This is a genomic window from Polyangium sp. 15x6, assembly GCF_029960785.1.
GTDB lineage: Bacteria > Myxococcota_A > Polyangia > Polyangiales > Polyangiaceae > Polyangium.
The window spans coordinates 15,271-39,378 of the sequence record NZ_JASBQE010000013.1; the positions used below are offsets into that span (position 1 = coordinate 15,271).

The window sequence follows — 24,108 nt, forward strand, 5'->3', positions numbered from 1 at the left end:
CAAGTCGACATTCCGTTTCCGATGGGCATCATCAACATTGGATAGAGCGCCTCGAACTCGGCCCCCTCCGCAGTCTTCACCATCGGCACTCGATTCGTATACGACGCAGTGAAGCCACGTCATCAGTCCCCTGTCTTCGTTCGGTTCACCGACAGGCAGGTTTCCCACGATACGGATCCCGATCATGGCGCGCTTCTATCCACGGAAGCGCGCGTCCGTCAACCGGGGTAAAACCTGGACGCCTCGCGTGCTCGCCTGCGTCCACGCTCGCGTCGAGCGGCGCCACGTGCTCGCCCATCGACGGCACGCCGTGCGCTCGACGGCAAGGCCAGCGTCGATGTCCCGACGAGCGGCGCACGTGCCACGTGCTCCTAGGCCGACGGAGCCAGCGCCACCGCGTCGGGACCGGCGGGGAAACGGAGCCTTCCGGTCGCGTCGTTCGCGGCACGCCACACCCCCTCGGCCACATCGGACTCGCTCGTCACGGTAGTGACTTGCCCGAAAGAAGCGAAGATGCGCGCTGCGAAAGGCGCGTATGCTTCGGGGATCAGCCCTTCCATGCGGGACCCCCCGTTGCTCGTGAAGCTCGTGTTCGGGCAATAGCCAGGCTCGACCAGCTTCACCCGCACATCGAATGCCTCGAGCTCGAACGCGAGCGACGCGGTGAACCCTTCGATGGCCATCTTGCTCGCCGTGTACACGGCCACCAGCGGCATGGGCGAAAGCGTCGCGCTCGAGGTCACGTTCACGATCACGCCCGACTTGCGCGCGCGGAATTGCGGCAGCACGGCCTGCGTCATTGCCATCACGCCGAACGTGTTGGTCTCGAACACCTCGCGCGCCGTGCTCATCGGCGTGACCTCGAAGGCGCCCAGGAGCCCGATGCCAGCATTGTTGACGAGCACGTCGATGGGCCCACTCGCCTCGAGCGCAGCCGCGATCTGCTCGGGCTTCGTCACATCGAGCGCGATCACGCGCAGCCGGTCCGATCGGGGTAGAACGTCCTCGCGGGGCGTTCGCATGGTGGCGATGACGTTCCAGCCCTGCGCGTGGAAATGGCGCGCGGTCTCGAGGCCATAGCCGGAAGAGCAACCCGTGATGAGCACCGTTTTCATGTCGGCTCCTTTGCCGCGATGCGCGCGGCGTCCATGGGGAGAATGTAATTGCCGCGAGCCGGACGATCTACCATGGAGAGTCCGAATGTCGTTTGCTAGAGTCCGGACATGAATGATCCTCTCTCGGAAGTCATCGCGCTGCTTCAGCCGCAGGCCGTGTTTTCGAAGCGCATCAGCGGCGCCGGTCGGTGGGGGGTTCGCTACGCGGAGTTTGGCCAGCCGAGCTTCTGTGTCGTGCTCGAGGGTCGCTGCCGTCTCGCGGTGGACGGCCAGCCTGCCGTCACGCTCGAGGCAGGCGACTTCGTCCTCCTGCCGGCGACGCCGGGCTTCACCATGTCGGGCTTCGAACCGGTGACGCCGGAGCGCATCGACCCCAAGGTCACGCCCGCGCCGACGGATGAAGTCCGCCACGGCACGCGTGGTGGACGGCCCGACGTGCGGCTGCTCGGCGGCTATTTCGTCTTCGACTCGCCTGACGCGGCTCTCTTGGTGTCGCTCTTGCCGGCGCTCTTGCACGTGCGTGGTGTCGAGCGGCTGTCGGTGCTGGTGCGGCTCGTCGGAGAGGAATCGAAAGAGCAGAGAGCGGGGCGCGACCTCGTGCTCACGCGGCTCGTGGAGATCCTGCTCATCGAAGCGTTGCGGTCGACGTCGGGCGACGACGCGCCTCCGGGGCTCTTGCGCGGGCTATCCGATGCGCGGCTCGCGCCGGCGATACGGCAAATGCACGGTCAGCTCGCGCGTTCGTGGACGGTGGCGCAGCTCGCGAAGACGGCGGCGCTCTCGCGCTCGTCGTTCTTCGAGCGTTTCATCCGCACCGTGGGCGTGTCGCCGATGGAATACCTGCTCGCCTGGCGGATGGCCGTCGCGAGGGATCTGCTCCGCCGTCACGACATGGGAATCGCCGAGGTCGCCGAGCGCGTCGGCTACAGCTCGGCGAGCACCTTCAGCACGGCGTTCCGCCGCCACGTGGGCCAGCCGCCGAGTCGTTATGCGCGTGCCGGTTAGAACGTCGCATCACACCCTTGCGGCGTCGCGCCGCGCTTGCGTCATGCCGAGCGGAGTGGCATCCTCCGCCTCGGATGACGATGCGTTTCGCAGTTTTCCTGCTCGGCTGAGCGTGGCCCCAGGCCCGCGCAACTCGCTGTGCGCGCTTGCCCGCGTGTGGGCACGCGTGCGCCACGTCTCGGTCCGTTTGCAGGAGAATCGTCATGCCCCATCGCCAGTTCGCGCTCTCGGGAGCGCAGATCGATCAATTCGTCCACGAAGGCTACGTCCGTATCGACGACGCCTTCCCCCGCGACCTCGCCGACGCGTGTCGCGCCATCTTGTGGGCCGCAACGGGCTGTTCGCCCGACGACCCGTCCACCTGGACAAAACCCGTCATTCGACTCGGCGACCAAGCCCATCCGCCCTTCCGAGCGGCTGTGAACACGCCCAGACTCCTCGCCGCCTTCGATTCGCTGGTCGGCGTCGATCGCTGGTTGCCCCGCGCGAGCCTCGGGACGTTTCCCATTCGTTTCCCATCTCCCGACGATCCCGGGGATTGCGGATGGCACATCGATGCCAGCTTCGGCTGGGAGAACGAGCCGGACTTTTTCGCGTGGCGTGCCAACGTCGCATCAAAAGGCCGTGCGCTCTTGATGCTCTTTCTCTTCTCGGACGTCGGTGACGCCGACGCGCCCACGCGCCTTCGCATCGGCTCGCACGTCGAGATCGCACGCCGCCTCGCGCCACACGGAGAGGCTGGTCTCACGCTGCGCGAGCTCGTGAGCACGGGCTTTGCCGAATCCGCGCACCTGCCCGAGGCGCTCGCCACGGGCCCCGCGGGCACCGTCTACCTCTGCCACCCGTTCCTGGTGCACGCCGGGCAGCTGCATCGCGGCCGCGTTCCACGTTTCCTCGCTCAGCCCCCCTTGCTCCCGCGTGTGCCCTTCGAGCCCACCCGTACCGACGGGAACGACTCGCCGGTCGAGAGGGCCATCCGCCTCGCGCTCGACTGAATTCGCCCGCCCATAGCAGGGCCGCGCGGCCGAGACCGGCAGGTTTTACTCTCCGGCGACGGCTTGCGCGGTCCCCTTCTTCGCGAGAATCTCGATCACTTTGGTGGGCCCGAGGCGGAGCCGGTCGTAGCCCGAGGGGTAGGTGGGGTAGTAGCTGTAAATCTCGGTCTCCCCGAAATCACGGTGCTCGTAGAGCGAGACATGGCGCGTGGCCCGGCGATAGGCGGCGAGCAGCGCGCGAAGGAAACGAGCGAGGCCAGGGTCGGGCTCGCGAAGACCGAGCGCGGCGCGGAACCCGTCGTCCCCCGTGAGGAGGACGACCGCGGGCTCGATGTACGGGACGAGCGCGGGCGGCAAGAGGCCCTGAACGGCGACGAGCAGACCGCGGGCGACCGCCTCGTTCTCGCGCGCGTAGCGTTGCGCGCGGCGCTCGTAGTCCTGCCGCCACGCGAAGAACGCCGCGCGACTCTCCGGCACGTCGCGGATGTGCATGAGCTCGCCGAGCCGGCGGTAGAGAAAGTAAAAGGCATCCTTTTCCTTCTCCGTCATGGCGCGGTGGCCCCATTTCTCGATGAAGAGAATGGGATCGAAGACGAAGGTGCTCAGCGTGTAGAGAAAATCGTCGTTCGAGATCCGGTACAGCCCGTGGATGCGGTTCAGGTGCTCCACCATCTCGCGGCTCGCGCGTGATTCGAGGCCGGGCCGGTGGATCTCGTTCAGGATGGCCTTCGTATCGTCGAGCCGCTTCGGGCCCTCGTGCTCGTACTGCCCGGTCGCGTGGAGCAGCTTGCTGATGCTCGGGATCGTGAAGGTCCTGAGCTGCGCGATCTCCATCGCGACGATGATCTCGAACGGGAAGACGTGGTTCGCGAGCGCGTAGACGATGGCCTCGTAGTCGCGCTCAGGATCGAGCCGGGCGATCTCGTCGTCCCAGCGGCGCGTGCGCAGGGGGATGGGCAGCTTCATCGGATGACCTTTCTGGGTTCGAGCATGGCGACGACCGACGCGACGACGACCTCGCGCCGGTGCTCGACGGAGTGAGCGCCGGGCATCCCGAGATCGGCTGCGTGCACCGCGTAACTCGTCACGAGGCTCGCGAGGACGACGGCCGCGTCGCTCGGAGCCGTGGGCAACGCGAGCAGGCCCTCGTCCGACCTCCGACCGAGGTAGCGCTCGACGGCGCGCGTCAAATATCCGCGGACGTTCTCGTCCCAGATGCGCCCGAGCTCGGGCGATTCGAGCGCGCTCGCGTTCATGATGCGCGCCCCTGCCCGATACCTCGTCGCCAGGTCGAACAGCTCGCCGACGACGCCTGCGAGCTCCGTTCGTGCTTCTGCCGTCGTACGGGGAGCGGGCCCGCGGAGCGCGCGCTCGAGGGCTGCCACGCGGCGGCTCTGCTCGAAGAAGGCGCGCAGGAAGGACTCGATCTGGCCGGGCTCGGGGTTCGGCACCGGGAGGTTTCCGGGGGGCTCGTAAGGACCCGGCGAGGCGGCGGCGCGCCGCAGCACCTGCTCGAACAGCGCGTCCTTTCCGCGGAAGTAACGGTAGAGCGCCGGTTCGCTGACCCCGACGGCCGCGGCGACCTCCGACAGCCGCGTGCGCCGATAACCACGTGTCGCGAACAGCGCCTCGGCTTCGTCGAGGATGCGGGTGAACGTTCCTTCGGCCTCTGCGGAGAGCGGCACGGTTTTGATACTTAGTTAGTCGCTCACTAACCACAAGAAAAATGCGGCGACCGGTTGTGAACGCACCCGAACAAATGAAGTTGCAAGTCATCATCAACAAGCGCAGGATGAGGGGCGTGAAGCTAGAAACAGTCGAAGCGCTGGAGCAGCTCGTCGGCAGCAGGCCGCTTCCGGTGTTGATGAAGTCCATCGACACGCTCGACGTGCACTGCGTGCGGCTCCTCGCGCGCTCGCCGTTTGCCGTGCTGGGCTTCGCGGACACCGATGGCCGAGCGCGCGCGTGGCCGGTGGGAGGCCCCCCTGGCTTCGCGCGCTCCATCGAGGGAACGCACCTGCGCTTCACGCTGCCGGAGCCCGCGGTCATCGATGTTCGTACCGGCTGCTCGCTCCTCTTCTTCGTTCCGGGGCTGGGCGAGACGCTGCGCGTGAATGGCCGGCCCTCGCTCGACGGCGCGGAGCTTTTGGTCACCGTCGAAGAAGCCTTCATGCACTGCGCGAAGTCGATTCTGCGGTCCTCGTTGTGGGAGAAGCCGGTTGAAATCTCGCTTCCGCGGCTCGCCGCTCCCTCGGGGCCGTTGGCCGACGCCGAAGTGCTTTCGTTCCTCTCCCACGTACCCTTCGTGACGTTGAGCTCGTGGGATGCGCAGGGCGCGGGCGACACGAGCCCCAAAGGCGATCCGCCCGGGTTCCTCAAAGTCGACGCGCAAGGCCGGCTCGCCGTGGCGGATCGGCCGGGCAATCGGCGCACCGACACCTTCCACAACCTGCTCGAACAGCCACGCGTCGCGCTGCTCGCGCTCCGGCCCGGCGACGATCGCGTGGTGGAGCTCTCGGGCCGCGCCTCGCTCACGACCGAGCCGACCTTGCTCTCGTCGATGGCGGTCGAGAACAAGACGCCGAAGCTGTCGATGCTGCTCGACGTCGAATCCGCGCGCCTCGTCCCCAGCGCGGCCGTGCGCGACGCGCAGCTCTGGAACACGTCGCGCCACGTGCCCCGCAGCGAGCTGCCGAAGATGGCCGAGATCTGCATCGACCACCTGAAGCAAAACAAGCAGAAGGGCCTCGCGGCGTCCGCGGTGCGCGCGCTCGCCTCGAAGACCGTGGTGGGCTGGGCGCTCGAGCACGACTACGAGAAGAACCGCTACTGACGCTTCGGTGGTGCTCCTGCCGCGCGGGTCCAGCGGCGTGCCCGCTCTCGGCTTGACAAGTACGTGCATATGCACCTATATGAGGTGCCATGGCGTCATCGACGCGTGGCCAGCCTTCGGACGCACCTCTCGCCCCGAGCGAGATCCTCTGCAACTGCCTCGCCGTTCGCCAGGCGGCTCGCCAGATCACCCAGCTCTACGACGAGGAGCTCGCGGGCACGGGGCTCCGCTCCACCCAGTATGCCGTGCTCTCCCGCCTCGCGCGCATCGCTCCCGCGACGGTGCAGGATCTCGCGGAGGCGCTCGTGATGGATCGGACGACGCTCGCGCACAACCTGAAGCCCCTCGAACGAGAGGGCCTCGTCGTGATGGGCGTCGCCGAGCACGACCGTCGCGTTCGTCAGCTCCGGCTCACCCCGGCGGGAACGGCGAAGTTGAAAGAAGCGCGCGTCGCTTGGGCGCGCGCGCAGGCCCGATTCGAAGACGCCTACGGCGCGGACGACGCCGCCGAGCTCCGCCGAAAGCTCGCTCGGGCCGTCGAAGCCGCGCGCACCTGACGGTTTCCCCAAGGAGGACCTCGATGCATCGCCGTTCCAGAAAGGTGCATATGCACGTATTCGCATGGGTGATGGTGACCCAGAGCCTCGAAGGAGTCACGCCGTGACCACTTCCTCCACGAAACATCGACCGATCGAGACCTTGCTCATCGTCGGGACCGCCAGCGTCCTCTCGTCGCTCGATCTCTTCGTCGTCAACATCGCGTTCTCGTCGATCAAGCAGAGCTTTGCCGACACCACGAACCAGGCCCTCTCCTGGGTCCTCTCCGCGTACTCGATCCTCTTCGCCGCGATGATGATCCCCGCGGGGCGGCTCGCGGATAGGTACGGACGCAAGCGCGTCTTCCGCCTCGGCCTCGTGGTCTTCGGCGTCGCGAGCGCGGCTTGTGCGCTTGCGCCGAGCGTCTCGATGTTGATCCTCGCGCGCGCCGTCAAGGGCGTCGGCGCCGCGATGATGGTCCCGACGAGCCTCGGCCTCGTCCTCGCGGCCTGTCCGCGCGAGAAGCACACGCAAATGGTCGGCGTGTGGGCGGCGACCGGCGCGGTCGCGGCCGCGCTCGGCCCGGTCGTCGGCGGCGCGCTCGTTCACCTCGACTGGCGCCTGATTTTCCTCATCAACGTGCCTTTCGTTGCCGTGGCGACGTGGCGAAGCAAAGAGCTCGTCGACACCGCGTATGGTAAAACCGACGTGCCGGATCTCCTCGGTTCGTCCCTGCTCGCGCTCGGCATCGGCGCGATCGTCGCGGCGATCTCGTACGCCCCGGACTGGGGCGCCCTGAGCCCGAGCTTCCTCGTGACGACCTCCGTCGGCGTCGTCCTGCTCGCCTGGTTCGTCCGGCGCTGCCGAACCTCCGCGTCCCCCGCGCTCGACCTGCGGCTCTTTCGTATTCCAACCTTTGCAGTCGCAACGATCGGCATGGGCTGCTTCTACATCGGCTTTGCGATGATGCTCCTCGGAGGAACGTTGTTCCTCACCTCGGTCTGGCAATGGGACACGCTCGTCGCGGGCGCGGGATTCGCGTGGGGCCCGGCGACGGCGGCCGTCACGGCGCTCGTCGCGGGGCGGCTCTCCGTGCCGCCGCGGTACGCGACGATCGTGGGCGGATGCCTGTTCGTCCTCGCGGCGATCTGGTGGTACGTGCTGCTCGATCAGGAGCCGACGTGGACGACGCACTTCCTTCCCGCGTCGCTGCTCTTCGGCGCGGCCGCGGGGATCGCGCAGACGGGCTTCCTCGCGGGAGGAACGGCCTCGCTGCCGGCGTCCGAATACGCGACCGGGACGGCCATCCTCAACACGGCGCGCCAGCTCGGCGGCGCCGTCGGCGTCGCGCTCTTCGTCGCGCTGACCGGCACGGCGACCATGGCCTCCCAGTATGCTCCCGCGTGGCTCGCGATCGCGTGCTTCGGGCTCGTCACCTGCCTGTCGGCCTTCGCGCTACGAACTCCCCGCGCGGCTGTGCCCGCCTCCGCCCCCTCGGCTTCGGGATGAGCCAGATGCCCGTCTTGCATGCGCTGCAAGACGGGAGCGCGACGGCGTGGTCGAGCCCGCGCCCAACCCGAAGGATGGGCGCGGGAGCCTGCCCGAGCCTCGTCAGAGGCTCTTGCCGTCGAACTCCTTCACCTTGAACGCGCCGAGGTCCACGTCGTCGAGCGTGCGGACGTTGATCGCGTACATCTCGGTCCCGTCGGGCATCGAGCCGCGGGCGAACGATCGCACCCCACAGCTCGGACAGAACAGGTGATGGATGTTTTTCTTGCCGAACTGATAATCGTTGACGACGTCCCCGCCCGAGAGGACCTCGACCGCCGCGGCCGGCACGAAGGCCAGGAACGAGCCCGTCTTCATGCAAATGGAGCAATTGCACGACACCACGTCCTGGATGTCGGTCTTCACCTCGTAACGAACCTTCCCGCAGTGACACCCGCCCGTGTACGTCTTCGCCTCGGTCATGTGCTCGACTCTCCTCGTGCGTCGTCCTGACGCGCGGCGCAGTTTGTCCGCGCGCTCGTCCCGGGTCCACGGGGAAGTGCATCGTACGTGCTCGCCGGCTTCCCGGCATTCGCAGCGGAAACGAGGCGATGACCGACAAGGAGGCAAGCCCGGTCACGCCGCGAGCGGCATCGAAAACGAGAACGCGCTCCCCCGACCCACCTCGCTCTCCACCCAGATGCGGCCGTGGTGCTGCTCGACGATCGCCTTGGACAGGTAGAGGCCGAGCCCCAGGCCGAGGTAGGAGCCCGCGCGCACGCTCACGCCGGGGACGCGATAAAACCTATCGAAGACATGCGGGAGGGATTCTCTCGGGATGCCCGGCCCCCGGTCCCTCACCGTGACGATCGCCTCCGCGCCGGACTCCTCGAGCGAGAGCTCCACGGGCTCCTCCGGCGCAGAGTACTTGTACGCGTTGGCGAGCAGGTTCGCGATCACCTCGGCCGTCCTGTTCTCGTCCGCGAGGATGTGGACGGGCTGCTCGGGTAGGTGGAGCGAGAGCGGGCGTCGCGCCACCTGCGACTGCTCGGCCCCGGCGCTCGTGCAGATGGCGCGTAGATCGCAGTGCGTCTCCTGGAGCGCGAGCTTGCCCGCGGCGATCGCCGACACGCTCAGCATCTCGTTCACGAGCCGCGTCATGCGATCGATCGAGCGGGAGAGCCGTTCGAGCCGCTCGGCGAGGCGCGGCTCGAGCGAAAGGAGCTCGCGGTGGACGAGCTGCACGTTGAGCTTCATGCAGGTGAGCGGTGTGCGAAGCTCGTGGGAGGCGATCCCGAGGAACATGTCCTTGAGCCTCGACTCGGCCACGGCCGCCGCGTGGAGCTCCGCCGCTCGCCGGCTCTGGATGTCGGCGAGCGTGACGGAGAGCTCGCGCGCGACGCGGAGGACGAAGGCGCCGTAGTCGTCGTCGAGGGCGCGCGCCGAGCGGAGGCCCACGACCAGCATGGCGGCGCGGCCCGACGGCGAGCCGCCCGTCACCGGGATGACCGCCGCGCGCGTCGGCGGGCCCGCGAGCGCGTTCATCACGCAGAGCCCGAGGCCCGACGTCGAGACGAGCCGCATCTCGTTCTCGCGCGCCACGCACGCCATCTCCCAGGGACACCCGGGCGAGAGCGCGATCTCGCGGAGCGCCTCGGGCACCTCGGCCGCGAGCCCCGCGGAGGCGCGCAGCGTGGCCCTCGTGCCGGCCCAGTCGAGCTCGTAGAGGAGTGCGAAGAAGACGTCCCTCAGCGTGTAGGAGAGGGCCTTCGGCATGATCCGGTAGAAGTCGTCCTCCGTCTTCGCCGGGCGGAGCGCCTCGGTGAGCAGGCGGAGCGCGCGCTCGCGCCGCGCGGTGAGCACGGCGCCCGTCGTCTCGATGCCGCACATCAGCGCTCCACACACGGAGCCCTGGTCGTCGCGGATGGGGCTGAACGAGATCGAGACGTACACCTCCTCGAGGTCGTTGCCGCGATCGAGGTGGAGCATGAGATCCTTCCCCGTCACCGGCTGCCCGGTGTGCCAGACCTGGCGCAGCGCCCACTCGAAGAAATCCCAGCTCTCCGGCCACACCTCGCGCGCGGGCCGCCCCATCGCAGCGGGGTGCTTGTGGCCGAGGAGCGCGGAGAACGCGTCGTTGTAGACGACCTGCGCCTGGGCCGGATCGGCCCCGAGGAGCATGCAGAGCGGGATGCCGCTCGGGAGCGCCGTTTCGATGAGTACTCTCACCCGCGGAGGCCAGTCCGAGAGGGGGCCGAGCGGCGTCTTCGACCAATCGAGCCGCGATATGAGTGCCCCCGTCGCGCCGGATCTCGCGATGAGATCGGTCGTCACTTCCCCATCCCCCTTGCATTACATCTGCGGGTCGAGGATCACCTTCGCGAACCCGTCCTCGCGGCGGCTGAGCTTGGCGTACGCCTCGGGCGCGGCGTCGAGCGGCATCCGGTGGGTCACGACCTGGCTCGGGCGGGCCCGGCCGGAGGTGACGAGATCGCGCAGGCGGCTACCATAGCGCATCACCGGCGTCTGGCCCGTTCCAAAGGATATCCCTTTTTCCCAGAGCTTGCCGAACGAGATCTGGATCTCTCCCTTCTTCGCGTGCGGGTTTTTCCCGCCCGGGTCCTCGGGGACATAGAGGCCAACGATGCCGATGTGGCCGGTCGGATTGACCAGCCGGATCAAATCCTCGATGATCCGATTTGGCGCCTCGTGGGACGGGTCCGACCAGTCGACGGCCTGGAATCCGACGGCCTCGATGCCGGACATGACGCCATCCATCTTGGCCGCGGCGGTCCCCCGGGCTCTTCGGAGCGCGACGATCTGCTCCACCGGGTCGCCGCGCATGAAGTCGATGGCCGTCGCGCCCATCGCCTCGGCCCGAGCGAGCCGATCCGGCACGTAATCGACGACGTAGATCTCGTCCGCTCCGCGCAGCGACGCGGAGTACGCCGAGAGGAGCCCGACGGGCCCCGCGCCGAAGACGGCCACGCTCATCCCCGGCTCCACGGCGGCCAGATCCGCGGCGAACCAGCCTGTCGGGAACACGTCGGCGAGGAGCACGAAGTCGGTCTCGAAGATGTCCCCCGGCTCGCCGGGCAGCGAGAGGCAGTTGGTGTCGGCGAACGGCACCCGGAGGTGCTCGGCCTGCCCTCCACGGAAGGGGCCCATTCCCACGTACCCGTACGCGCCGCCGTGCGCGCTCGGGTTGACGTTGAGGCAAGCCGCCGTGTAGCCGCGTTTGCAGTTGAAGCACGTCCCGCAGGAGATGTTGAAGGGCATCACCACCCGGTCGCCCTTTTTCACCCGCTCGACCGCGGAGCCGACCTCCTCCACGACGCCGAGGGGCTCGTGGCCGAGCACGGTTCCCGGCTGCGCGGCGGTGCGGCCTTCGTACATGTGCAGATCACTGCCGCAGATGGCGGCCGAGGTGATCTTCACGATGGCGTCGGTCGGCTCCTCGATGCGCGCATCGGGGACCTCCTCGACCGCGACCTCGAGCCGACCTTTGTAGACGACCGCCTTCACGACATCCCTCGCAAGTCAATGTCGGATCGCCGGATCTCGCGTCAAGCCCAGGCGGGGTCCGCGCTTCATGGCTCCGCGCTCCTTTCGGGAGCGGGTGGCCGGACGCTCGGGAAAGCGACGCGGGAAAACCGCACGTACGGTTTGAACGGGAGTCTTGCTCGACCCAGGTGCGGATGTCTGCGCAAGAAAGAGATAGGATCTCCCAATGCTCGACACGGTGACCCTGGATCAGCTCCGCGTGTTCATCACGGCGGCGGACGAGGGGAGCTTCTCGGCGGCCGCGCGCAAGCTGCGCCGCGTGCAATCGGCGGTGAGCCAGGCGATCGGGAACCTCGAAGCGCAGCTCGGCGTGGCCCTGTGGGATCGCTCGACGAAGCTGCCCACCTTGACCGCCGAGGGCCGCTCCATGCTCCTCGCCGCTCGCCGTGTCGTGGGCGAGGCCGATTCGCTGCGCAAGCTCGCGGCCGGCATGGTCACGGGGCTCGAGGCCTCCGTGTCCCTTTGCGTCGACGCTCTTTTCCCGGTCTGCGCGCTCGTCGATCTCTGTCGCGGCCTCGCGTCCGCATTTCCCTCCGTGGACCTGCGCGTCGACACGCAGCCGACGTCCCTCGTCGCCGCGCGTGTTCTCTCGGGCGCGGCCACGCTCGGCGTCGTGGGCGCGAAGGGCATCCCCTCGGGCCTCGAGCGCCAGGTGCTCTCGCCCATTCGCATGATCCCGGTCGTCTCCGTCGAGCACCCGCTCGCGCGGCACGAGGGCCGCATTCCCGCGTCGCGCTTCGCCGAGCACGTGCAGGTCGTCCTCGCGGCGCCGGAGCAGGGGGATGATCACTCCGTGCTCTCGGTTCGCACGTTCTGCGTCGCCGATCTCGCCACGAAGCACGCCTTCGTGCGGGCCGGGCTCGGCTGGGGCAACTTGCCCGAGCACGTGGTGCAGGCTGACGTACGGTCGAAGCGCCTCGCGCGAATCCAGCCCGAGCCCTGGGGTGAAGGCGAACACGTATTTCATCTTTCTGCCATTTACCGACCGGACGCGGCTTTTGGCCCGGTCCATCGCTGGATACTCGCGGAGCTCCAGAAGCTTTGCCCGCGCGACGCGGGCCTTCCGCATCGACCTCCCGAAGCAAAAAAACGACGGCGAACCCATCGGCCGAGGTGATGGGTTCCATCATTCGAATGCGGATTGCGAAAGGCTTCGCCGGGCCGATAGATTCCCCGCGCACCTCGGCCAAGCTCGAGCTCGGCCGACATCGAGCAGAGGAGACCACCATGTCGAAAGCGATCGCAGCCCCCGGCCGGACCCTTCTGAACCCGGGAGATCACACCCTCATCCTGATCGATCATCAATCGCAGATGGCGTTCGCGACGAAGTCGATCGACACGACGCTCCTCCGCAACAATGCGGGCCTCGTGGCGCACGCCGCGAAGATCTTCGGGGTCTCCACGATCCTGACCACGGTCGCGGAAAAATCGTTCTCCGGACCCATGTTCTCCGAAATCAAGCGGGCGTTCCCGGATGCCGACGTCATCGATCGTACGTCGATGAATACGTGGGAGGATCCGCGTATCGCCGATCGTGTCAACCAGATTGGTAAGGGCCGCATCGTGCTCGGCGGCCTCTGGACCTCCGTGTGCATCGTCGGCCCGGCGCTCTCCGCGATCGATCAGGGCTTCGAGGTGTACGTCATTGCCGACGCATGCGGCGACATCTCGGTCGAGGCGCACGACCGGGCCATGGATCGAATGGTGCAAGCCGGCGCTCGCCCGATGACCTCGCTCCAGTATCTCCTCGAGCTGCAGCGCGACTGGGCGCGCACCGCGACGTACGACGCCGTCACGGGCCTCGCCAAGGAGCTCGGCGGCGCGTATGGTCTCGGCATCACGTATGCCAAGACGATGTTCGGCGGCGGCGAAGGCGGCCACTGAGAGGGTGGTGTTCCAGCACCGCGTAGCGCCGGGGTTTCACCCCGGACCCGAGCAGGGGCTATCCGCCCCTGCACCCGGACCAGGGCAAGCCCTGGACGCGGGGCGACAGCGCGCGATGCGCGCTGTCGACAGGGAAAACGTCCCTGCCAGGCAGGGCAGCGCTGCTGTCTCGGCTGGCAACGTGGTTCGTGGTCTTGCCACAGTCCCGTCGGAAAAACCGCGCATCGCGCGGTTTTTCCGCCCTCGGTCCAGGCCGTGCCTGGTCCGGGGTGAAGGGGGCGGACAGCCCCCTTCTGGGGTGCGGGGCAAAGCCCCGCGCATCCCTTGTCAGTCAGAGGAAGCGAGGAGGTCGACATGGCGGCGGACTTGATTCTCACGAATGGACGATTCACCACGCTCGACGCGGGCGAACCTGCGCCCGAGGCGGTGGCGATCGAGGGCGGCAAGTTCTCCGCCGTCGGCGGCACGAAAGAGATCCTCGCGCTCGCGGACGAGCGCACCCGCGTCGTCGACCTCCGGGGCCGCCGCGTCGTTCCCGGGCTGATCGACAGCCACTTGCACGTCATTCGCGGCGGGCTCAATTACAACATGGAGCTCCGCTGGGACGGCGTGCGTTCGCTCGCTGATGCCATGCACATGCTCGAGCGGCAGGTCGCGGTGACGCCGGCGCCGCAATGGGTGCGCGTGGTCGGTGGTTTCACCGAGCTTCAGTTCGCGGAGAAGCGCCTCCCGACGCTCGACGAGCTGAACCGCGTCGCGCCCGACACGCCCGTCTTCATCCTGCACCTCTACGATCGCGCCTTGCTCAACCGGGCGGCGCTCCGCGTCTGCGGCTACACGAAGGACACGCCGAACCCGCCGGGCGGCGAGATCCAGCGTGATTCGAATGGCGAACCGACGGGCCTCCTCCTCGCGAAGCCCAATGCGCTCATCCTCTACGCCACGCTGGCGAAGGGGCCGAAGTTGCCCCCCGAATACCAGCTCAATTCGACTCGCCATTTCATGCGCGAGATGAACCGGCTCGGCGTGACGGGCGTGATCGACGCGGGCGGCGGCTTTCAGAACTACCCCGAGGACTACGAGATCATCCGCAAGCTCGCGGACGACGGCGAGCTCACGTTGCGCATCGCCTACAACCTCTTCACCCAGAACAAGGGCGGCGAGGTCGACGATTTCCGCAAATGGATCGGCATGGTGAGCCCGGGGCAGGGGGACGACTCGTTCCGGCACAACGGCGCCGGCGAGATGCTCGTCTTCTCCGCGGCCGATTTCGAGGATTTCCGCGAGCCGCGGCCCGATCTCCCTGCGTCGATGGAGACCGAGCTCGAGGGCGTCGTGCGTGTGCTCGTCGAGGGCCGCTGGCCGTTCCGCCTGCACGCCACCTATGACGAGACGATCTCCCGCGCGCTCGACGTCTTCGAGAAGGTGAACCGCGACATCCCGTTCGGCGGCCTGCACTGGTTCTTCGACCACGCCGAGACGATTACCGATCGCAACATCGATCGCGTCGCGGCCCTCGGCGGCGGCATCGCCGTGCAGCACCGGATGGTCTACCAGGGTGAATACTTCGTCGAGCGCTACGGCGCGCGCGCGGCCGAGCACACGCCGCCCGTGCGAAAGATGCTCGCGGCTGGATTGCCCGTCGGCGCCGGCACGGACGCCACGCGCGTCGCCTCCTACAATCCCTGGGTCTCGCTCGCGTGGCTCGTCACCGGCAAGACGATCGGCGGGCTCTCGCTTTACCCCGAGGACAACCGATTGGACCGGGAAACGGCGCTGCGGCTCTGGACCGAGCGAAATACCTGGTTCTCCTCGGAGGAGGGCAAGAAGGGGCAAATCAAGGTCGGACAGCTCGCGGACCTCGCCGTGCTCTCCGCCGATTATTTCACCGTACCCGAGGACGAGATCCAGGACATCGAGTCTGTCCTGACGATCCTCGGCGGCAAGGTGGTCCACGGCGCCGAGGAGCACGCATCGCTCGCGCCGCCCTTGCCGCCCGCCATGCCCGACTGGTCGCCCGTGCGAACGTTCGGCGGCTACCAGCGCCGCGTGGCGCCCTCGCAGGGCCGCGGCCAGGCCCTCGGCACCGCCTGTTTCGACGCGGACGCGTGCTCCGTCCACGGCCACGATCGGGCCCGCGCGCTCCTTTCGCACGTCCCCGCCGGAGACGAGAGTGCATTCTGGGGCGTCCTCGGCTGCTCCTGCTGGGCGTTCTAGAAGGAAAAACCGACCATGATGGCAGGGGCACGCGAGAGCGCCGGGCCCGACGCGTGGGCGCCGCTGCGCCGCGAGGTCTTTCGATCCTTGTGGCTCGGCGCGCTCGCCTCGAATGTCGGGCTCTGGGTCCAGAATGCGGCGGGAAGCTGGGACATGACGTCGTTCGGGACGGCGCCGGTCTACGTCGCGCTGCTCCAGACGGCTTCGAGCTTGCCGGTTTTTCTCATCGGTTTGCCTGCGGCCGCCTTTGGCGACATCTTCGATCGCCGAAAGCTCCTCGCGTCCTTTGCCACGTGGATGGCGCTGGTCTCGGCCCTGCTCGCCGGGCTCTCTTTCGCCGGCCTCCTCGGCCCGACCGGCCTGCTCGCGCTCACGTTCGCCCTCGGCCTCGGCGCGGCGCTCTCGGCGCCGCTCTGGCAGGCCGTTCTCCCGTCGCTCGTCGACAAGGCCGAGCTCGCGTCGGCCGTCACCTTGAGCGGCGTCGCCGTCAACGTCGCGCGGGCGCTCGGCCCTGCCATCGGCGGCATTGGCCTCGCCCTCGCGGGCAGCGGGCCCGTGTATGCGTTCAACGCGCTCGCATTTGGCGTCGTCGTCGTCCAGGTCCTCCGCTGGAAACCTCCCGTCACGAAAGCGACCTTGCCGCCCGAGCGTGTCGCAGGTGCAATCGTGGCGGGGCTTCGTTTTGCGCGCCGGGCGCCCGCGCTTCGGGCGGTGCTCGTTCGCGCGGCCGCATTCATCCTGGCCGGCAGCGCATTGTGGGCGCTCCTCCCCGTCGTCGCGCGGCGCGAGCTCCACATGACCCCGCTCCGCTTCGGCATCTTGCTCGGTTGTATCGGAGCGGGCGCGCTCGCCGGGGCCGCCGTCATGCCCCGCGCGCGCCAGAAGCTCGGCTCCGACGGGCTCGTCGCCATTGCGACGGTCGTGTATGCCGGCTCGATGGCCGTCCTCGCGCACGTCCGGGTCGAGGCGGCGCTTTATGCATCCATGCTCGCCACGGGCGTCGCGTGGATCAGCATCATGTCGAGCTTCAACGTCGCCGCGAGCTCGGCGGCGCCGGGCTGGGTGCAATCCCGCGCGCTCGGCCTTTACCTTCTGGTCTTCCAGGGCGGCCTCGGTCTCGGCAGCTTCGGATGGGGTACGCTCGCCGGGCGCATCGGCAGCGCCGCGACGCTCTCGGTGGCCGCGGCCTGCGTGCTCGCCGGCTCGCTCTCGGCGCTCCGATGGAAGCTCGGCGCCGCGCGGAAGGACGACGTCGCGAGCTTCGACGCCTGGCCCGAGCCCGTGATCGAGGTCCCGATCGACATCGACGCCGGCCCCGTGCTCGTCGAGCGTCGTTATGTCGTCCGACCGGAGCTGCGCGCCGAATTCCTCTCGCTCGCCCCGGATCTCGAATCCCTCCGGCGCCGCGACGGTGCCATCGATTGGGCGATTTATGAAGACCTCGGCGGCAAGGACGGGCTGGTCGAGACGTTTCTCGTCGCCTCGTGGGCCGAGCACCTCCGCCAGCACCGCCGCGCCGTCGCGGCTGACAAGGCGCTCCTCGAACGCATTCGTGCCCTCTCCGAAGACGCAGGCGTCGTGCACCTCGTCGACGCGCGCTCGGCGGCCGCCGCCCGCGCGCGGGGCCTCGAAATCGCGGACCGCGCGCACCGGGAGGAACCGTGACGAACCCCGAACATCGCCTGAGCCACCTCCTCGATCGCTCCCGTGACGCCGGACTGCTCGTGCTTCGCGTGGGCGCGGCCCTCCTCATCTGGGCCTTTCACATGCGCCCGAAGCTCGCCCATTTCGACGAGGAGCTCCGCTCGTTCCCCGATCCGATCGGCATCGGCCACGCGCCGAGCTTCCTGCTCGCGCTCGTCTCGGAGGGGCTTTGCAGCGTCCTCTGCGCGCTCGGCCTCTTGACCCGCCTCTCCGCCTTGCCGATCGTGTTCACGATGGCGATGGTCCTCCTCCTCGCCGTGCGCGGCTTCGAGGGCGCCGACGTGCAGGCCGCACTTCTTTATGCATTGCCGTACCTGACGCTCGCCCTCGTCGGACCGGGTCGCCATTCGATCGATCACTTGCTCCGGCACCGCTACGAGGCGCTCCTCCGTCGATACCTCCACCGCGCTCCTTCGCAGGGGGCTTGATGCGATCCGCTCGGACCTCGGCGCTCGTCCTCGCGACGAGCGTATTCTTCGGCCTCGCGACCACGCCGGCGTCCGCGCCGCGCGCGCAAGACGTCCACGGCGGCGAGCGAACGGCGGCGCCGGCGCCGCGCTATCAGTCCCTGCGATACCTGGAGGATTACAGCTACCTCGCGCACGCGCGTGGCGACGACCCCTTCGATGTCCTCAAATACGTGCCGCTCTGGCCCGGCGGCCACCTCTCCATCGGCGGCCAGCATCGATTGCGGTACGAGTATCTCGCGCCCGTCGATCTCGCGCCGGCCTCGGCCGAGCCGCGGGAGAGCGTCCTCTTCGTGCGCAACCTCCTGCACGCCGATCTCGTGTTTCATCCGCAGATTCGGCTCTTCGCGCAGATTGGAGCGTTCGAGGCGCTCGGCGCCCCCGCGCGCGACGAGCCGCCCGGCGCGGACCTGCTCGACGCGCCGCAGCTCTTCCTGGAGATCCGCGGCAAAGCCTTCGGTGTCAGGGTCGTCGCGCGCGCGGGGCGCCAGGAGATGTCGCTCGGCTCCACGCGCTGGGTGAGCGCGAGGGATGGGACGAACGTCCGGCAATCGTTCGACCTCGCGCGTATCTCCCTCTCGGGCCGCACGTGGAAAAACGACACATTCTTCGGCACCGTCCCGATCCTCGAGCGCGGCGTCTTCGATGACGCGCCCAGCTTCCAGAGCAGGTTCTGGGGCACGTATTTCACGCTTGCCCTGGCCCCCGGGAAAGCTGCGAGCCTCGACGCGTTTTACCTCGGCCGGGACCGGCCCGACGTCACCTATCGCGAGATCAGCGGCCGCGAAGTGCGCCATACGCTCGGCGTCCGCGCGTTCGGCGAACTGGCTTCGGGGTTCGAGTACATCGTGCACGGGCTCTTGCAGGGCGGCACCGTGGGCGACGCGTCGATCCTCGCCTGGGGATTCGCGGGAGGCCTCTGGCAGCGCCTCCCCGGGGCCTTTTCGCCGCTCCGCGTCGGCGTCCGATGGGACGCCCTGAGCGGCGATTCGCGCCCCGGCGACGGCACCGTCTCGACATTCCACCCCCTCTTCCCGAACCAGACGTTCTTCAGCGCGCTGCCCGCGATTTACCCGACGAACCTTTACGAGGTGCACCCGCTCCTGCAATTCGAGAGGGGCGCCGTGAGCGCCGAGGCCGGCTGCACGTTTTTCTGGCGTCAGGCCGTCGAGGACGCCGTCTACCAGCCGCCCGGAGCTCCGTTCATCCGCGCGACGGACTCGCGCGCCCCGTTCACCGCCGCGCAGATGTCCCTCTCGTTCGGCTACCGCGCGGCGCGGCACCTGTCCTTCAATGCGGAATACTCGCACGTGTTCGCGGGCCCTGCGTACGTCGAGGCCGGCGGCGCGGACGTCGACTTTTTTGGTACGTGGACCACGTTCACCTATTGAAACGCCGAGCGTCGCCCCTCGCTTGAGTCCGACGCCCGCTCCGTGCTACAAGCCGCCGGCATGAAACTCGGATACGTCATTCTCTATGTGCAGGACGTCGAGCGGGCCGTCGCCTTTTACGAGCGGGCCTTCGGGCTCGCGCGCCGGTTCGTCCACGAATCCAAGCAATATGCGGAGATGGAGACGGGCGCGACCGCGCTCGCCTTCGCGAGCGAATCCCTCGCCGGATCCCACGGCTTTTCGTTCCGCGCGAGCCGGCCGACCGAGCCCGCGGCCGCGGTCGAGATTGCGCTCACCACGCCCGACGTCCCGGCGGCCTTCGCTGTCGCCGTCGGCGCGGGCGCCGCGGCGATGAGCGCGCCCGAGACCAAGCCGTGGGGACAAACCGTTGCTTATGTGCGGGATCTCGACGGCTTCCTCGTCGAGCTATGCACCCCGATGGGGTGACGGGCGGCGCGGCTCAGGCGCCCGCGGGCGCCTGACGGAGCAGGTAGGCGTCGTGCGTCGCGAGGAACGCGCGCAGTTTGTCCGGGTAATTCGCCGGCACCGCGTTCTTCACGCTCGGCCGCTCCGCGAGCGCGGCTCTCCAGGCCCGCACGCGGGGCGCCTTTTCGAACACGCGCGTGTCCTTGATCGCGTCGATGACCTCGAAGTACCGGAACGCCGAGGCGATGACGGCGTCGAGCATGCTGAACGCGCGCCCGTGGAAATACGGCCCGTCCGAGACCGCGCCTTCGAGGATCTCCACCTTCGACGCGATCGCCTTGCGCTTGGCCTCGAATACCTCGGGATCCTTCGTCGTCTCGAGCGCCCAGATGTCCCCGAGCAGGCCCGAGGCGAGATCGAACCACGCGCGGTCGCGGGCGCGCTCGATCGGATCCTCCGGGTGCAGCTTCGGCCCCGGCTGCGTTTCCTCCAGGTACTCGCAGATCGCGAGGCTCTCGAAGAGCACGGCCTCTTTTCCGTCTTCGTCGCGCACGCGGAGCAGAGGCACCCTGCCGAGCGGCGAGATCGCGAGGAACCAGTCGGGTTTTTTCGACAGATCGATGTCGACCCGCTCGAATGCGACCCCTTTTTCGGCGAGCACGATGGCGGCGCGCTGCACGTAGGGGCAAAGCTCGTGGCTGATGAGGGTGAGGTGGGTCATGGCCGTGCTCTTTCGGTTTGCCGGTTAGCCGTGGGCGAGAGCCTTGGACAGCCGCGGCGCGGGCGCAAGCTTTTCCACCAGCCACGTATCGAGCGCGTACTTGCCGCCGCCGAAGACCATCACGGGCACGCTCAGGGCGAGCGCGAGCAGATGATACTCGAAGCCCTCGCCTTGCTGCGCGCCGAACCAGTTCATGAAGAAGCCGTGCTGCGCATGCGACGTCACGATCGCGCCGAGCATGATCGAGGTGAGCCCGAACGCGGCGACGCGCGAGAATGCGCCGAACGCGAGCAGGACCGCGCCCGCGGATTCGCCCAGGATGACGAGGAAGGCGAGCGGCGCGGGCAGGTGCATGGTGTTCGTGAAAAACCCCATCGTGCCCGAGAAGCCATGTCCGCCGAACCAGCCGAAGAGCTTCTGCGCGCCGTGGGGGAACACCACGAGCGCAAGGACGAGGCGTTGCACGAAGAGGGCGAGGTTCTGCTCCTGGGTCTCGAGAAGTCGCTTCATGACGATCTCCTTTGCCCCTCTTCTTTAACCCGCCCGACGGCCCTCGATTAGGCGAGGCCCGGAGCAAGCACTGTTCTCCTCAGGGCAACAATCCCGCCCCCGCGCGAGGCGCCTTCCTGCTATCGTGCCGGGATGTCGTTCGATCTCGAGTCCCTCGCTTCCATGGCCCTCTTCGCGCGTGTCGTGCAGGCGCGCTCCTTCACGGCCGCCGCGGCGCAGTCCGGCATCGCGAAATCCGCCGTGAGCCGGCGCATCGCGGGCCTCGAGCAGCGACTCGGCGTCGAGCTCCTGCGCCGCTCCACGCGCAAGCTCGCCCTCACGGACGAGGGGCTACGCTTCTACGAGCATTGCAAGAAAATCCTCGAAGCCGCGAGCGCCGCCGAGGACGCCGTCTCCGCCGCGAGCGAGGTGATCCGCGGCAAGATCCGCATCAGCGCGCCGGTGACGTTCTCACGGATGTACCTCGTCCAGGCGCTCGCCGCGTTTCTCCGCGAGCACCCCGAGGTCGAGATCGATCTCGTGCTCGACGATCGATTCGTCGACGTCATCGAGGGCGGATTCGATCTGATCCTGCGCATCGGCCGGCTCAAGGACGCGAGCTTCGTCGCCCGCCGCATCGCCACCGATCGAATCGTCGTCGTCGCCGCGCCGTCGTACCTCGAACGCGCGGGCATTCCGCAGACGCCCGAGGACCTCGTGAATCACAACTGCCTGCGTTACACGCTCGTCCCGGCGAGCGGCGAATGGCGATTCCGCGGCGACGCCATCCCCGTGCACGGAAACCTCGACGTGAACGACGGCGCCACCCTCGTTCAGGCGGCGATCGCCGGCCTCGGCCTCACGGTCGTTCCGATGTTCATGGTGGCGTCCGACGTCGCCGCGGGCCGGCTCGTCCTCGTGCTCGAGGAGCATCGTCGAGGGGAGATCGGCATTCACGCGGTCACGGCCCAGGGCAAAGGGCTGCCCCGGCGCACCCGCGCGCTGCTCGATTTCTTGAGCAAATGGTTCGAGGACCGGTGCTGGGAGGCCCTCCGCGAGAGGGCCCCCCAGCCGGATTGACGGGATCAGCCGCCCGGGCTGAACATGATGGGATACACGACCGTCACGATGCCGCCCTCCGGCTGCGGGAAGGACAGACCATAGAAGGCGCGGACCACGCACGACACCACGCCGCCGTCCGGCATGTCCGAGCCGCCATTGCCCACGTTCGACACCGCGCCGTCGCGGCCGATGACGAATCGAACCGCCACGCGGCCCTGCAGGTTCGGGTTGTTCCGCAGGCCATTTTCGTAGCAAAGGCGGAACCGGCCGAAGTTCTGGCGCACGATGCGCTGGATGACCTCGGGCGGGAGACGACCGCTCACGCTCGTGGCGCCCATGCGCACCTGCGGCGGCTTCGTGCGGTGCGAACCGGACAATTTGCCGTGACCCGAGCCGAAGCCCTGGCCCGTGCCCGTGCCCGCGCCGTGGCCGATCGTGCCGATCGAGCCGAGGCCGATGCCCTCGCCGCGACCACCGCCGCCTTCGCCGATACCGGACAAACCGAGGCCGCCCGCGCCGAACGAATCGCCGATGTTGTCGCCCCACATGTTGCCGCGCGCCGAGAGCGCGTCATTGCCGAGCGAATCGTCGCGGCCCCACGGAGCCGTCGGCGCATTCGGATCGCCGCCGGCGCCCGCGTTGAGCAGGCCGATCATGCCGAACTCGGCCGCGTCGCGCAATGCGGCCTGCCGCGCGATGTGCGGATCGGCGTTGTCCTGCGGGCCCTGCACGCCATAACGGTTGCCGCTCGCCTTCGTGGTCGGGTTCCCCATGGAACCCTCTTCACCCTTCGCCTTCGTGCCGGTGCCGCCTTCCTTGTTGTCGGCGCTGTTCTCCGCCGTCATCTCGGTCGGCTTTTCTTCCTGCTCCTTCTCCGCCGCGGCATTGAGGAACTGCTGGATCATGAACTTTTGATCGTCCGAGACCCCGTCCTCGTCGGTCGCGCCCATCGGCGGCATGAAGAACGCCATCGCGGCGAGCAGGCCCACGTGCACGGCCGTCGACAGACCGTGATAGAGGTAATTCTGCGTGTCGAGCTGCACGTGGCCCGCGACCACGCGGCCCGCGTTCACCGTCGACACCTGGAAGATCAGCCCGTCCACCTCGATCCGCGCCTTCGAGCCCGGAGGCAGCGTCATCTGGAACGCGCCCGAGAGCTCCGCGCACGGCTGGGTTTTCCCGCTGTCGATCGCCTGCTGCACCGTCATCTTCGGCTGGCCGGCGAGCTCGATCGTGCCCTTCGCCCGCGGCAGGAGCACCACCGAGACGCTCCCGCCCTTGTCCGCGAGCACCACGGGCGCGCGCGTCGTGCCGAGTTTTTCCTGCGGAACGAAATAGTCGCACTTGAAGTTCTTCGTCTCCTCCTCGCCCACGTAATACGAGCGCGGCGGCGTCAGGTGCGCGACGTTCAGGATCATTTGATCCCAGAGGATCATGACCTCGACCGACGCAGACGGCGTTTCGACCTCGTCCGACGGGACGTCCGGGCCGCTCTTGACGAGCTGGTACGTGTACGAACCCTCGGGCGCGTCGTGCGGCACTTCATCGTGCGCGGGCGGCTTCGGCTGCGCGAACGGGTTCTGCATGCCAAACGGATCCCCACCGCCGAACGGGCTCGCCGCGGGCGCCGCGCCGAACGGGTTCGCCCCGCCAAACGCCGCGGGCGCCGCGGGCGCGCCGAACGGGTTCGCCGAGGGCGTCGCGAACGGGTTTGCCCCGGGCTTCGACGCGCCGACCGCGACGGCCACGGGCTCGGCCTTTTCCAGCAGGATCTTCGTGCCGCCGATCTGGAGCTGATCGCCCGCCTTGACCTTCACCTTGTTGACGCGCGCGCCATTGACGAGCGTCCCCGGCTCATTGCCGAGATCGATGAGGGTGATGTCCTCGGGCGACGCGACTTCGATCACCGCGTGCATACGCGAGGCCAATTCGTCGTCCACCCGGAGGTGGCTCTTCGGATCCTTTCCGACCTTGACGATGTCTTGCGTCACCGTCTCTCGACGGACGAGCGCGTCATTCTGGTACAGCGCGAACGTGAGCGCGACCTTCTGCTTGCCTTCCATGGTGAGCCAGCCTTTCCTGCCGTGCCGTCCCGCCGAGGCGGGCAAATGCCCCCGCGAGAGGCTCGGGGGGTTAGCGTTTTCGTGCTCGGAGCCTGTTTTCTTCCGTGAGGGGGGCCGATGAACGGGGCCGAGCCCCACATCCGATCG

Annotated in this window: 22 protein-coding genes; 13 read left to right on the plus strand and 9 right to left on the minus strand. The window is 68.2% G+C overall.

The annotated features are described in order from the left end of the window. Positions 1-371 precede the first annotated feature (371 nt). Entirely contained in the window at positions 372-1,115 is a 744-nt protein-coding gene (locus QHF83_RS12290) for an SDR family oxidoreductase (protein WP_282417981.1), read from the minus strand. 108 nt (positions 1,116-1,223) lie between these two features. On the opposite strand from QHF83_RS12290, the gene QHF83_RS12295 reads away from it, so the two are divergent. Together QHF83_RS12295 and QHF83_RS12300 are read left to right on the plus strand one after the other, a co-directional pair. Continuing rightward, a complete protein-coding gene (locus tag QHF83_RS12295) occupies positions 1,224-2,120 on the plus strand; it encodes an AraC family transcriptional regulator (RefSeq protein ID WP_282417982.1) in 897 nt (298 codons plus the stop codon). Between the two features lie 203 nt (positions 2,121-2,323). Then, positions 2,324-3,115 carry a phytanoyl-CoA dioxygenase gene (locus QHF83_RS12300; protein ID WP_282417983.1) on the plus strand — a complete coding sequence of 264 codons (792 nt, stop codon included), beginning with the start codon at positions 2,324-2,326 and terminating at the stop codon, positions 3,113-3,115. Positions 3,116-3,160: 45 nt separating this feature from the next. Here the strand turns inward: QHF83_RS12300 and QHF83_RS12305 are convergent, their stop codons facing one another. Together QHF83_RS12305 and QHF83_RS12310 are read right to left on the minus strand one after the other, a co-directional pair. Beyond that, on the minus strand, positions 3,161-4,081 hold the full coding sequence (locus QHF83_RS12305; protein WP_282417984.1) for an oxygenase MpaB family protein: 921 nt from the start codon (positions 4,079-4,081) through the stop codon (positions 3,161-3,163). Continuing rightward, positions 4,078-4,800 (minus strand): TetR/AcrR family transcriptional regulator, encoded by a 723-nt coding sequence (locus QHF83_RS12310; RefSeq protein ID WP_282417985.1) that lies wholly within the window; start codon positions 4,798-4,800, stop codon positions 4,078-4,080. The genes QHF83_RS12305 and QHF83_RS12310 overlap by 4 nt, the downstream gene beginning before the upstream one ends. Before the next feature lie 116 nt (positions 4,801-4,916). Here QHF83_RS12310 and QHF83_RS12315 point away from each other — a divergent pair, with 116 nt between their 5' ends. The 3 genes from QHF83_RS12315 (at position 4,917) to QHF83_RS12325 (ending at position 7,994) form a co-directional block, all read left to right on the plus strand. Next, positions 4,917-5,948, plus strand: coding sequence for a pyridoxamine 5'-phosphate oxidase family protein (locus QHF83_RS12315; RefSeq protein ID WP_282417986.1), 1,032 nt, complete (start codon positions 4,917-4,919; stop codon positions 5,946-5,948). A gap of 89 nt (positions 5,949-6,037) precedes the next feature. Beyond that, the gene (locus tag QHF83_RS12320) at positions 6,038-6,505 is read left to right on the plus strand and encodes a MarR family winged helix-turn-helix transcriptional regulator (RefSeq protein WP_282417987.1); all 468 of its coding nucleotides are present in this window, start codon (positions 6,038-6,040) and stop codon (positions 6,503-6,505) included. Positions 6,506-6,608: 103 nt separating this feature from the next. Continuing rightward, entirely contained in the window at positions 6,609-7,994 is a 1,386-nt protein-coding gene (locus QHF83_RS12325) for an MFS transporter (RefSeq protein WP_282417988.1), read from the plus strand. 102 nt (positions 7,995-8,096) lie between these two features. On the opposite strand, the gene QHF83_RS12330 is transcribed toward QHF83_RS12325, so the two are convergent. The 3 genes from QHF83_RS12330 to QHF83_RS12340 form a co-directional block, all read right to left on the minus strand. Further along, positions 8,097-8,456 carry a GFA family protein gene (locus QHF83_RS12330; protein WP_282417989.1) on the minus strand — a complete coding sequence of 120 codons (360 nt, stop codon included), beginning with the start codon at positions 8,454-8,456 and terminating at the stop codon, positions 8,097-8,099. Between the two features lie 153 nt (positions 8,457-8,609). Further along, the gene (locus QHF83_RS12335; RefSeq protein WP_282417990.1) at positions 8,610-10,307 is read right to left on the minus strand and encodes a PAS domain-containing sensor histidine kinase; all 1,698 of its coding nucleotides are present in this window, start codon (positions 10,305-10,307) and stop codon (positions 8,610-8,612) included. An 18-nt stretch (positions 10,308-10,325) separates the two neighbouring features. Further along, positions 10,326-11,498 carry a glutathione-independent formaldehyde dehydrogenase gene (locus QHF83_RS12340; protein ID WP_282417991.1) on the minus strand — a complete coding sequence of 391 codons (1,173 nt, stop codon included), beginning with the start codon at positions 11,496-11,498 and terminating at the stop codon, positions 10,326-10,328. Positions 11,499-11,703: 205 nt separating this feature from the next. On the opposite strand from QHF83_RS12340, the gene QHF83_RS12345 reads away from it, so the two are divergent. From QHF83_RS12345 to QHF83_RS12375, 7 genes are all read left to right on the plus strand, one after another. Continuing rightward, the gene (locus QHF83_RS12345; protein WP_282417992.1) at positions 11,704-12,654 is read left to right on the plus strand and encodes a LysR family transcriptional regulator; all 951 of its coding nucleotides are present in this window, start codon (positions 11,704-11,706) and stop codon (positions 12,652-12,654) included. Positions 12,655-12,764: 110 nt separating this feature from the next. Next, on the plus strand, positions 12,765-13,421 hold the full coding sequence (locus QHF83_RS12350; RefSeq protein WP_282417993.1) for a hydrolase: 657 nt from the start codon (positions 12,765-12,767) through the stop codon (positions 13,419-13,421). Between the two features lie 354 nt (positions 13,422-13,775). Next, positions 13,776-15,638 (plus strand): amidohydrolase, encoded by a 1,863-nt coding sequence (locus QHF83_RS12355; protein ID WP_282417994.1) that lies wholly within the window; start codon positions 13,776-13,778, stop codon positions 15,636-15,638. Between the two features lie 15 nt (positions 15,639-15,653). Continuing rightward, positions 15,654-17,303, plus strand: coding sequence for an MFS transporter (locus tag QHF83_RS12360; RefSeq protein ID WP_282417995.1), 1,650 nt, complete (start codon positions 15,654-15,656; stop codon positions 17,301-17,303). Further along, positions 17,300-17,770: a DoxX family protein gene (locus QHF83_RS12365; RefSeq protein WP_282417996.1), complete on the plus strand. Its 471-nt coding sequence runs from the start codon at positions 17,300-17,302 to the stop codon at positions 17,768-17,770. Before QHF83_RS12360 ends, QHF83_RS12365 begins: the two co-directional genes overlap by 4 nt. Next, positions 17,770-19,200 (plus strand): alginate export family protein, encoded by a 1,431-nt coding sequence (locus QHF83_RS12370; protein ID WP_282417997.1) that lies wholly within the window; start codon positions 17,770-17,772, stop codon positions 19,198-19,200. The genes QHF83_RS12365 and QHF83_RS12370 overlap by 1 nt, the downstream gene beginning before the upstream one ends. Before the next feature lie 60 nt (positions 19,201-19,260). Then, positions 19,261-19,647, plus strand: a complete 387-nt coding sequence (locus QHF83_RS12375) for a VOC family protein (RefSeq protein WP_272422249.1) — start codon at positions 19,261-19,263, stop codon at positions 19,645-19,647. Positions 19,648-19,660: 13 nt separating this feature from the next. Here the strand turns inward: QHF83_RS12375 and QHF83_RS12380 are convergent, their stop codons facing one another. Together QHF83_RS12380 and QHF83_RS12385 are read right to left on the minus strand one after the other, a co-directional pair. Then, the gene (locus QHF83_RS12380) at positions 19,661-20,347 is read right to left on the minus strand and encodes a glutathione S-transferase family protein (protein WP_282417998.1); all 687 of its coding nucleotides are present in this window, start codon (positions 20,345-20,347) and stop codon (positions 19,661-19,663) included. 24 nt (positions 20,348-20,371) lie between these two features. Continuing rightward, on the minus strand, positions 20,372-20,857 hold the full coding sequence (locus QHF83_RS12385) for a DoxX family protein (protein ID WP_282417999.1): 486 nt from the start codon (positions 20,855-20,857) through the stop codon (positions 20,372-20,374). Between the two features lie 132 nt (positions 20,858-20,989). Here QHF83_RS12385 and QHF83_RS12390 point away from each other — a divergent pair, with 132 nt between their 5' ends. Next, positions 20,990-21,916 (plus strand): LysR family transcriptional regulator, encoded by a 927-nt coding sequence (locus tag QHF83_RS12390; RefSeq protein ID WP_282418000.1) that lies wholly within the window; start codon positions 20,990-20,992, stop codon positions 21,914-21,916. A gap of 5 nt (positions 21,917-21,921) precedes the next feature. On the opposite strand, the gene QHF83_RS12395 is transcribed toward QHF83_RS12390, so the two are convergent. Next, positions 21,922-23,961 (minus strand): AgmX/PglI C-terminal domain-containing protein, encoded by a 2,040-nt coding sequence (locus QHF83_RS12395; protein WP_282418001.1) that lies wholly within the window; start codon positions 23,959-23,961, stop codon positions 21,922-21,924. Positions 23,962-24,108 lie beyond the last annotated feature (147 nt).

What these genes read in the sequence shown, in the direction of transcription:
- QHF83_RS12290 (WP_282417981.1), bottom strand. Translation starts at nt 1,115, where the DNA reads ATGAAAACGGTGCTCATCACGGGTTGCTCTTCCGGCTATGGCCTCGAG.
- QHF83_RS12295 (WP_282417982.1), top strand. Translation starts at nt 1,224, where the DNA reads ATGAATGATCCTCTCTCGGAAGTCATCGCGCTGCTTCAGCCGCAGGCC.
- QHF83_RS12300 (WP_282417983.1), top strand. Translation starts at nt 2,324, where the DNA reads ATGCCCCATCGCCAGTTCGCGCTCTCGGGAGCGCAGATCGATCAATTC.
- QHF83_RS12305 (WP_282417984.1), bottom strand. Translation starts at nt 4,081, where the DNA reads ATGAAGCTGCCCATCCCCCTGCGCACGCGCCGCTGGGACGACGAGATC.
- QHF83_RS12320 (WP_282417987.1), top strand. Translation starts at nt 6,038, where the DNA reads ATGGCGTCATCGACGCGTGGCCAGCCTTCGGACGCACCTCTCGCCCCG.
- QHF83_RS12330 (WP_282417989.1), bottom strand. Translation starts at nt 8,456, where the DNA reads ATGACCGAGGCGAAGACGTACACGGGCGGGTGTCACTGCGGGAAGGTT.
- QHF83_RS12345 (WP_282417992.1), top strand. Translation starts at nt 11,704, where the DNA reads ATGCTCGACACGGTGACCCTGGATCAGCTCCGCGTGTTCATCACGGCG.
- QHF83_RS12350 (WP_282417993.1), top strand. Translation starts at nt 12,765, where the DNA reads ATGTCGAAAGCGATCGCAGCCCCCGGCCGGACCCTTCTGAACCCGGGA.
- QHF83_RS12355 (WP_282417994.1), top strand. Translation starts at nt 13,776, where the DNA reads ATGGCGGCGGACTTGATTCTCACGAATGGACGATTCACCACGCTCGAC.
- QHF83_RS12360 (WP_282417995.1), top strand. Translation starts at nt 15,654, where the DNA reads ATGATGGCAGGGGCACGCGAGAGCGCCGGGCCCGACGCGTGGGCGCCG.
- QHF83_RS12370 (WP_282417997.1), top strand. Translation starts at nt 17,770, where the DNA reads ATGCGATCCGCTCGGACCTCGGCGCTCGTCCTCGCGACGAGCGTATTC.
- QHF83_RS12375 (WP_272422249.1), top strand. Translation starts at nt 19,261, where the DNA reads ATGAAACTCGGATACGTCATTCTCTATGTGCAGGACGTCGAGCGGGCC.
- QHF83_RS12380 (WP_282417998.1), bottom strand. Translation starts at nt 20,347, where the DNA reads ATGACCCACCTCACCCTCATCAGCCACGAGCTTTGCCCCTACGTGCAG.
- QHF83_RS12385 (WP_282417999.1), bottom strand. Translation starts at nt 20,857, where the DNA reads ATGAAGCGACTTCTCGAGACCCAGGAGCAGAACCTCGCCCTCTTCGTG.
- QHF83_RS12390 (WP_282418000.1), top strand. Translation starts at nt 20,990, where the DNA reads ATGTCGTTCGATCTCGAGTCCCTCGCTTCCATGGCCCTCTTCGCGCGT.
- QHF83_RS12395 (WP_282418001.1), bottom strand. Translation starts at nt 23,961, where the DNA reads ATGGAAGGCAAGCAGAAGGTCGCGCTCACGTTCGCGCTGTACCAGAAT.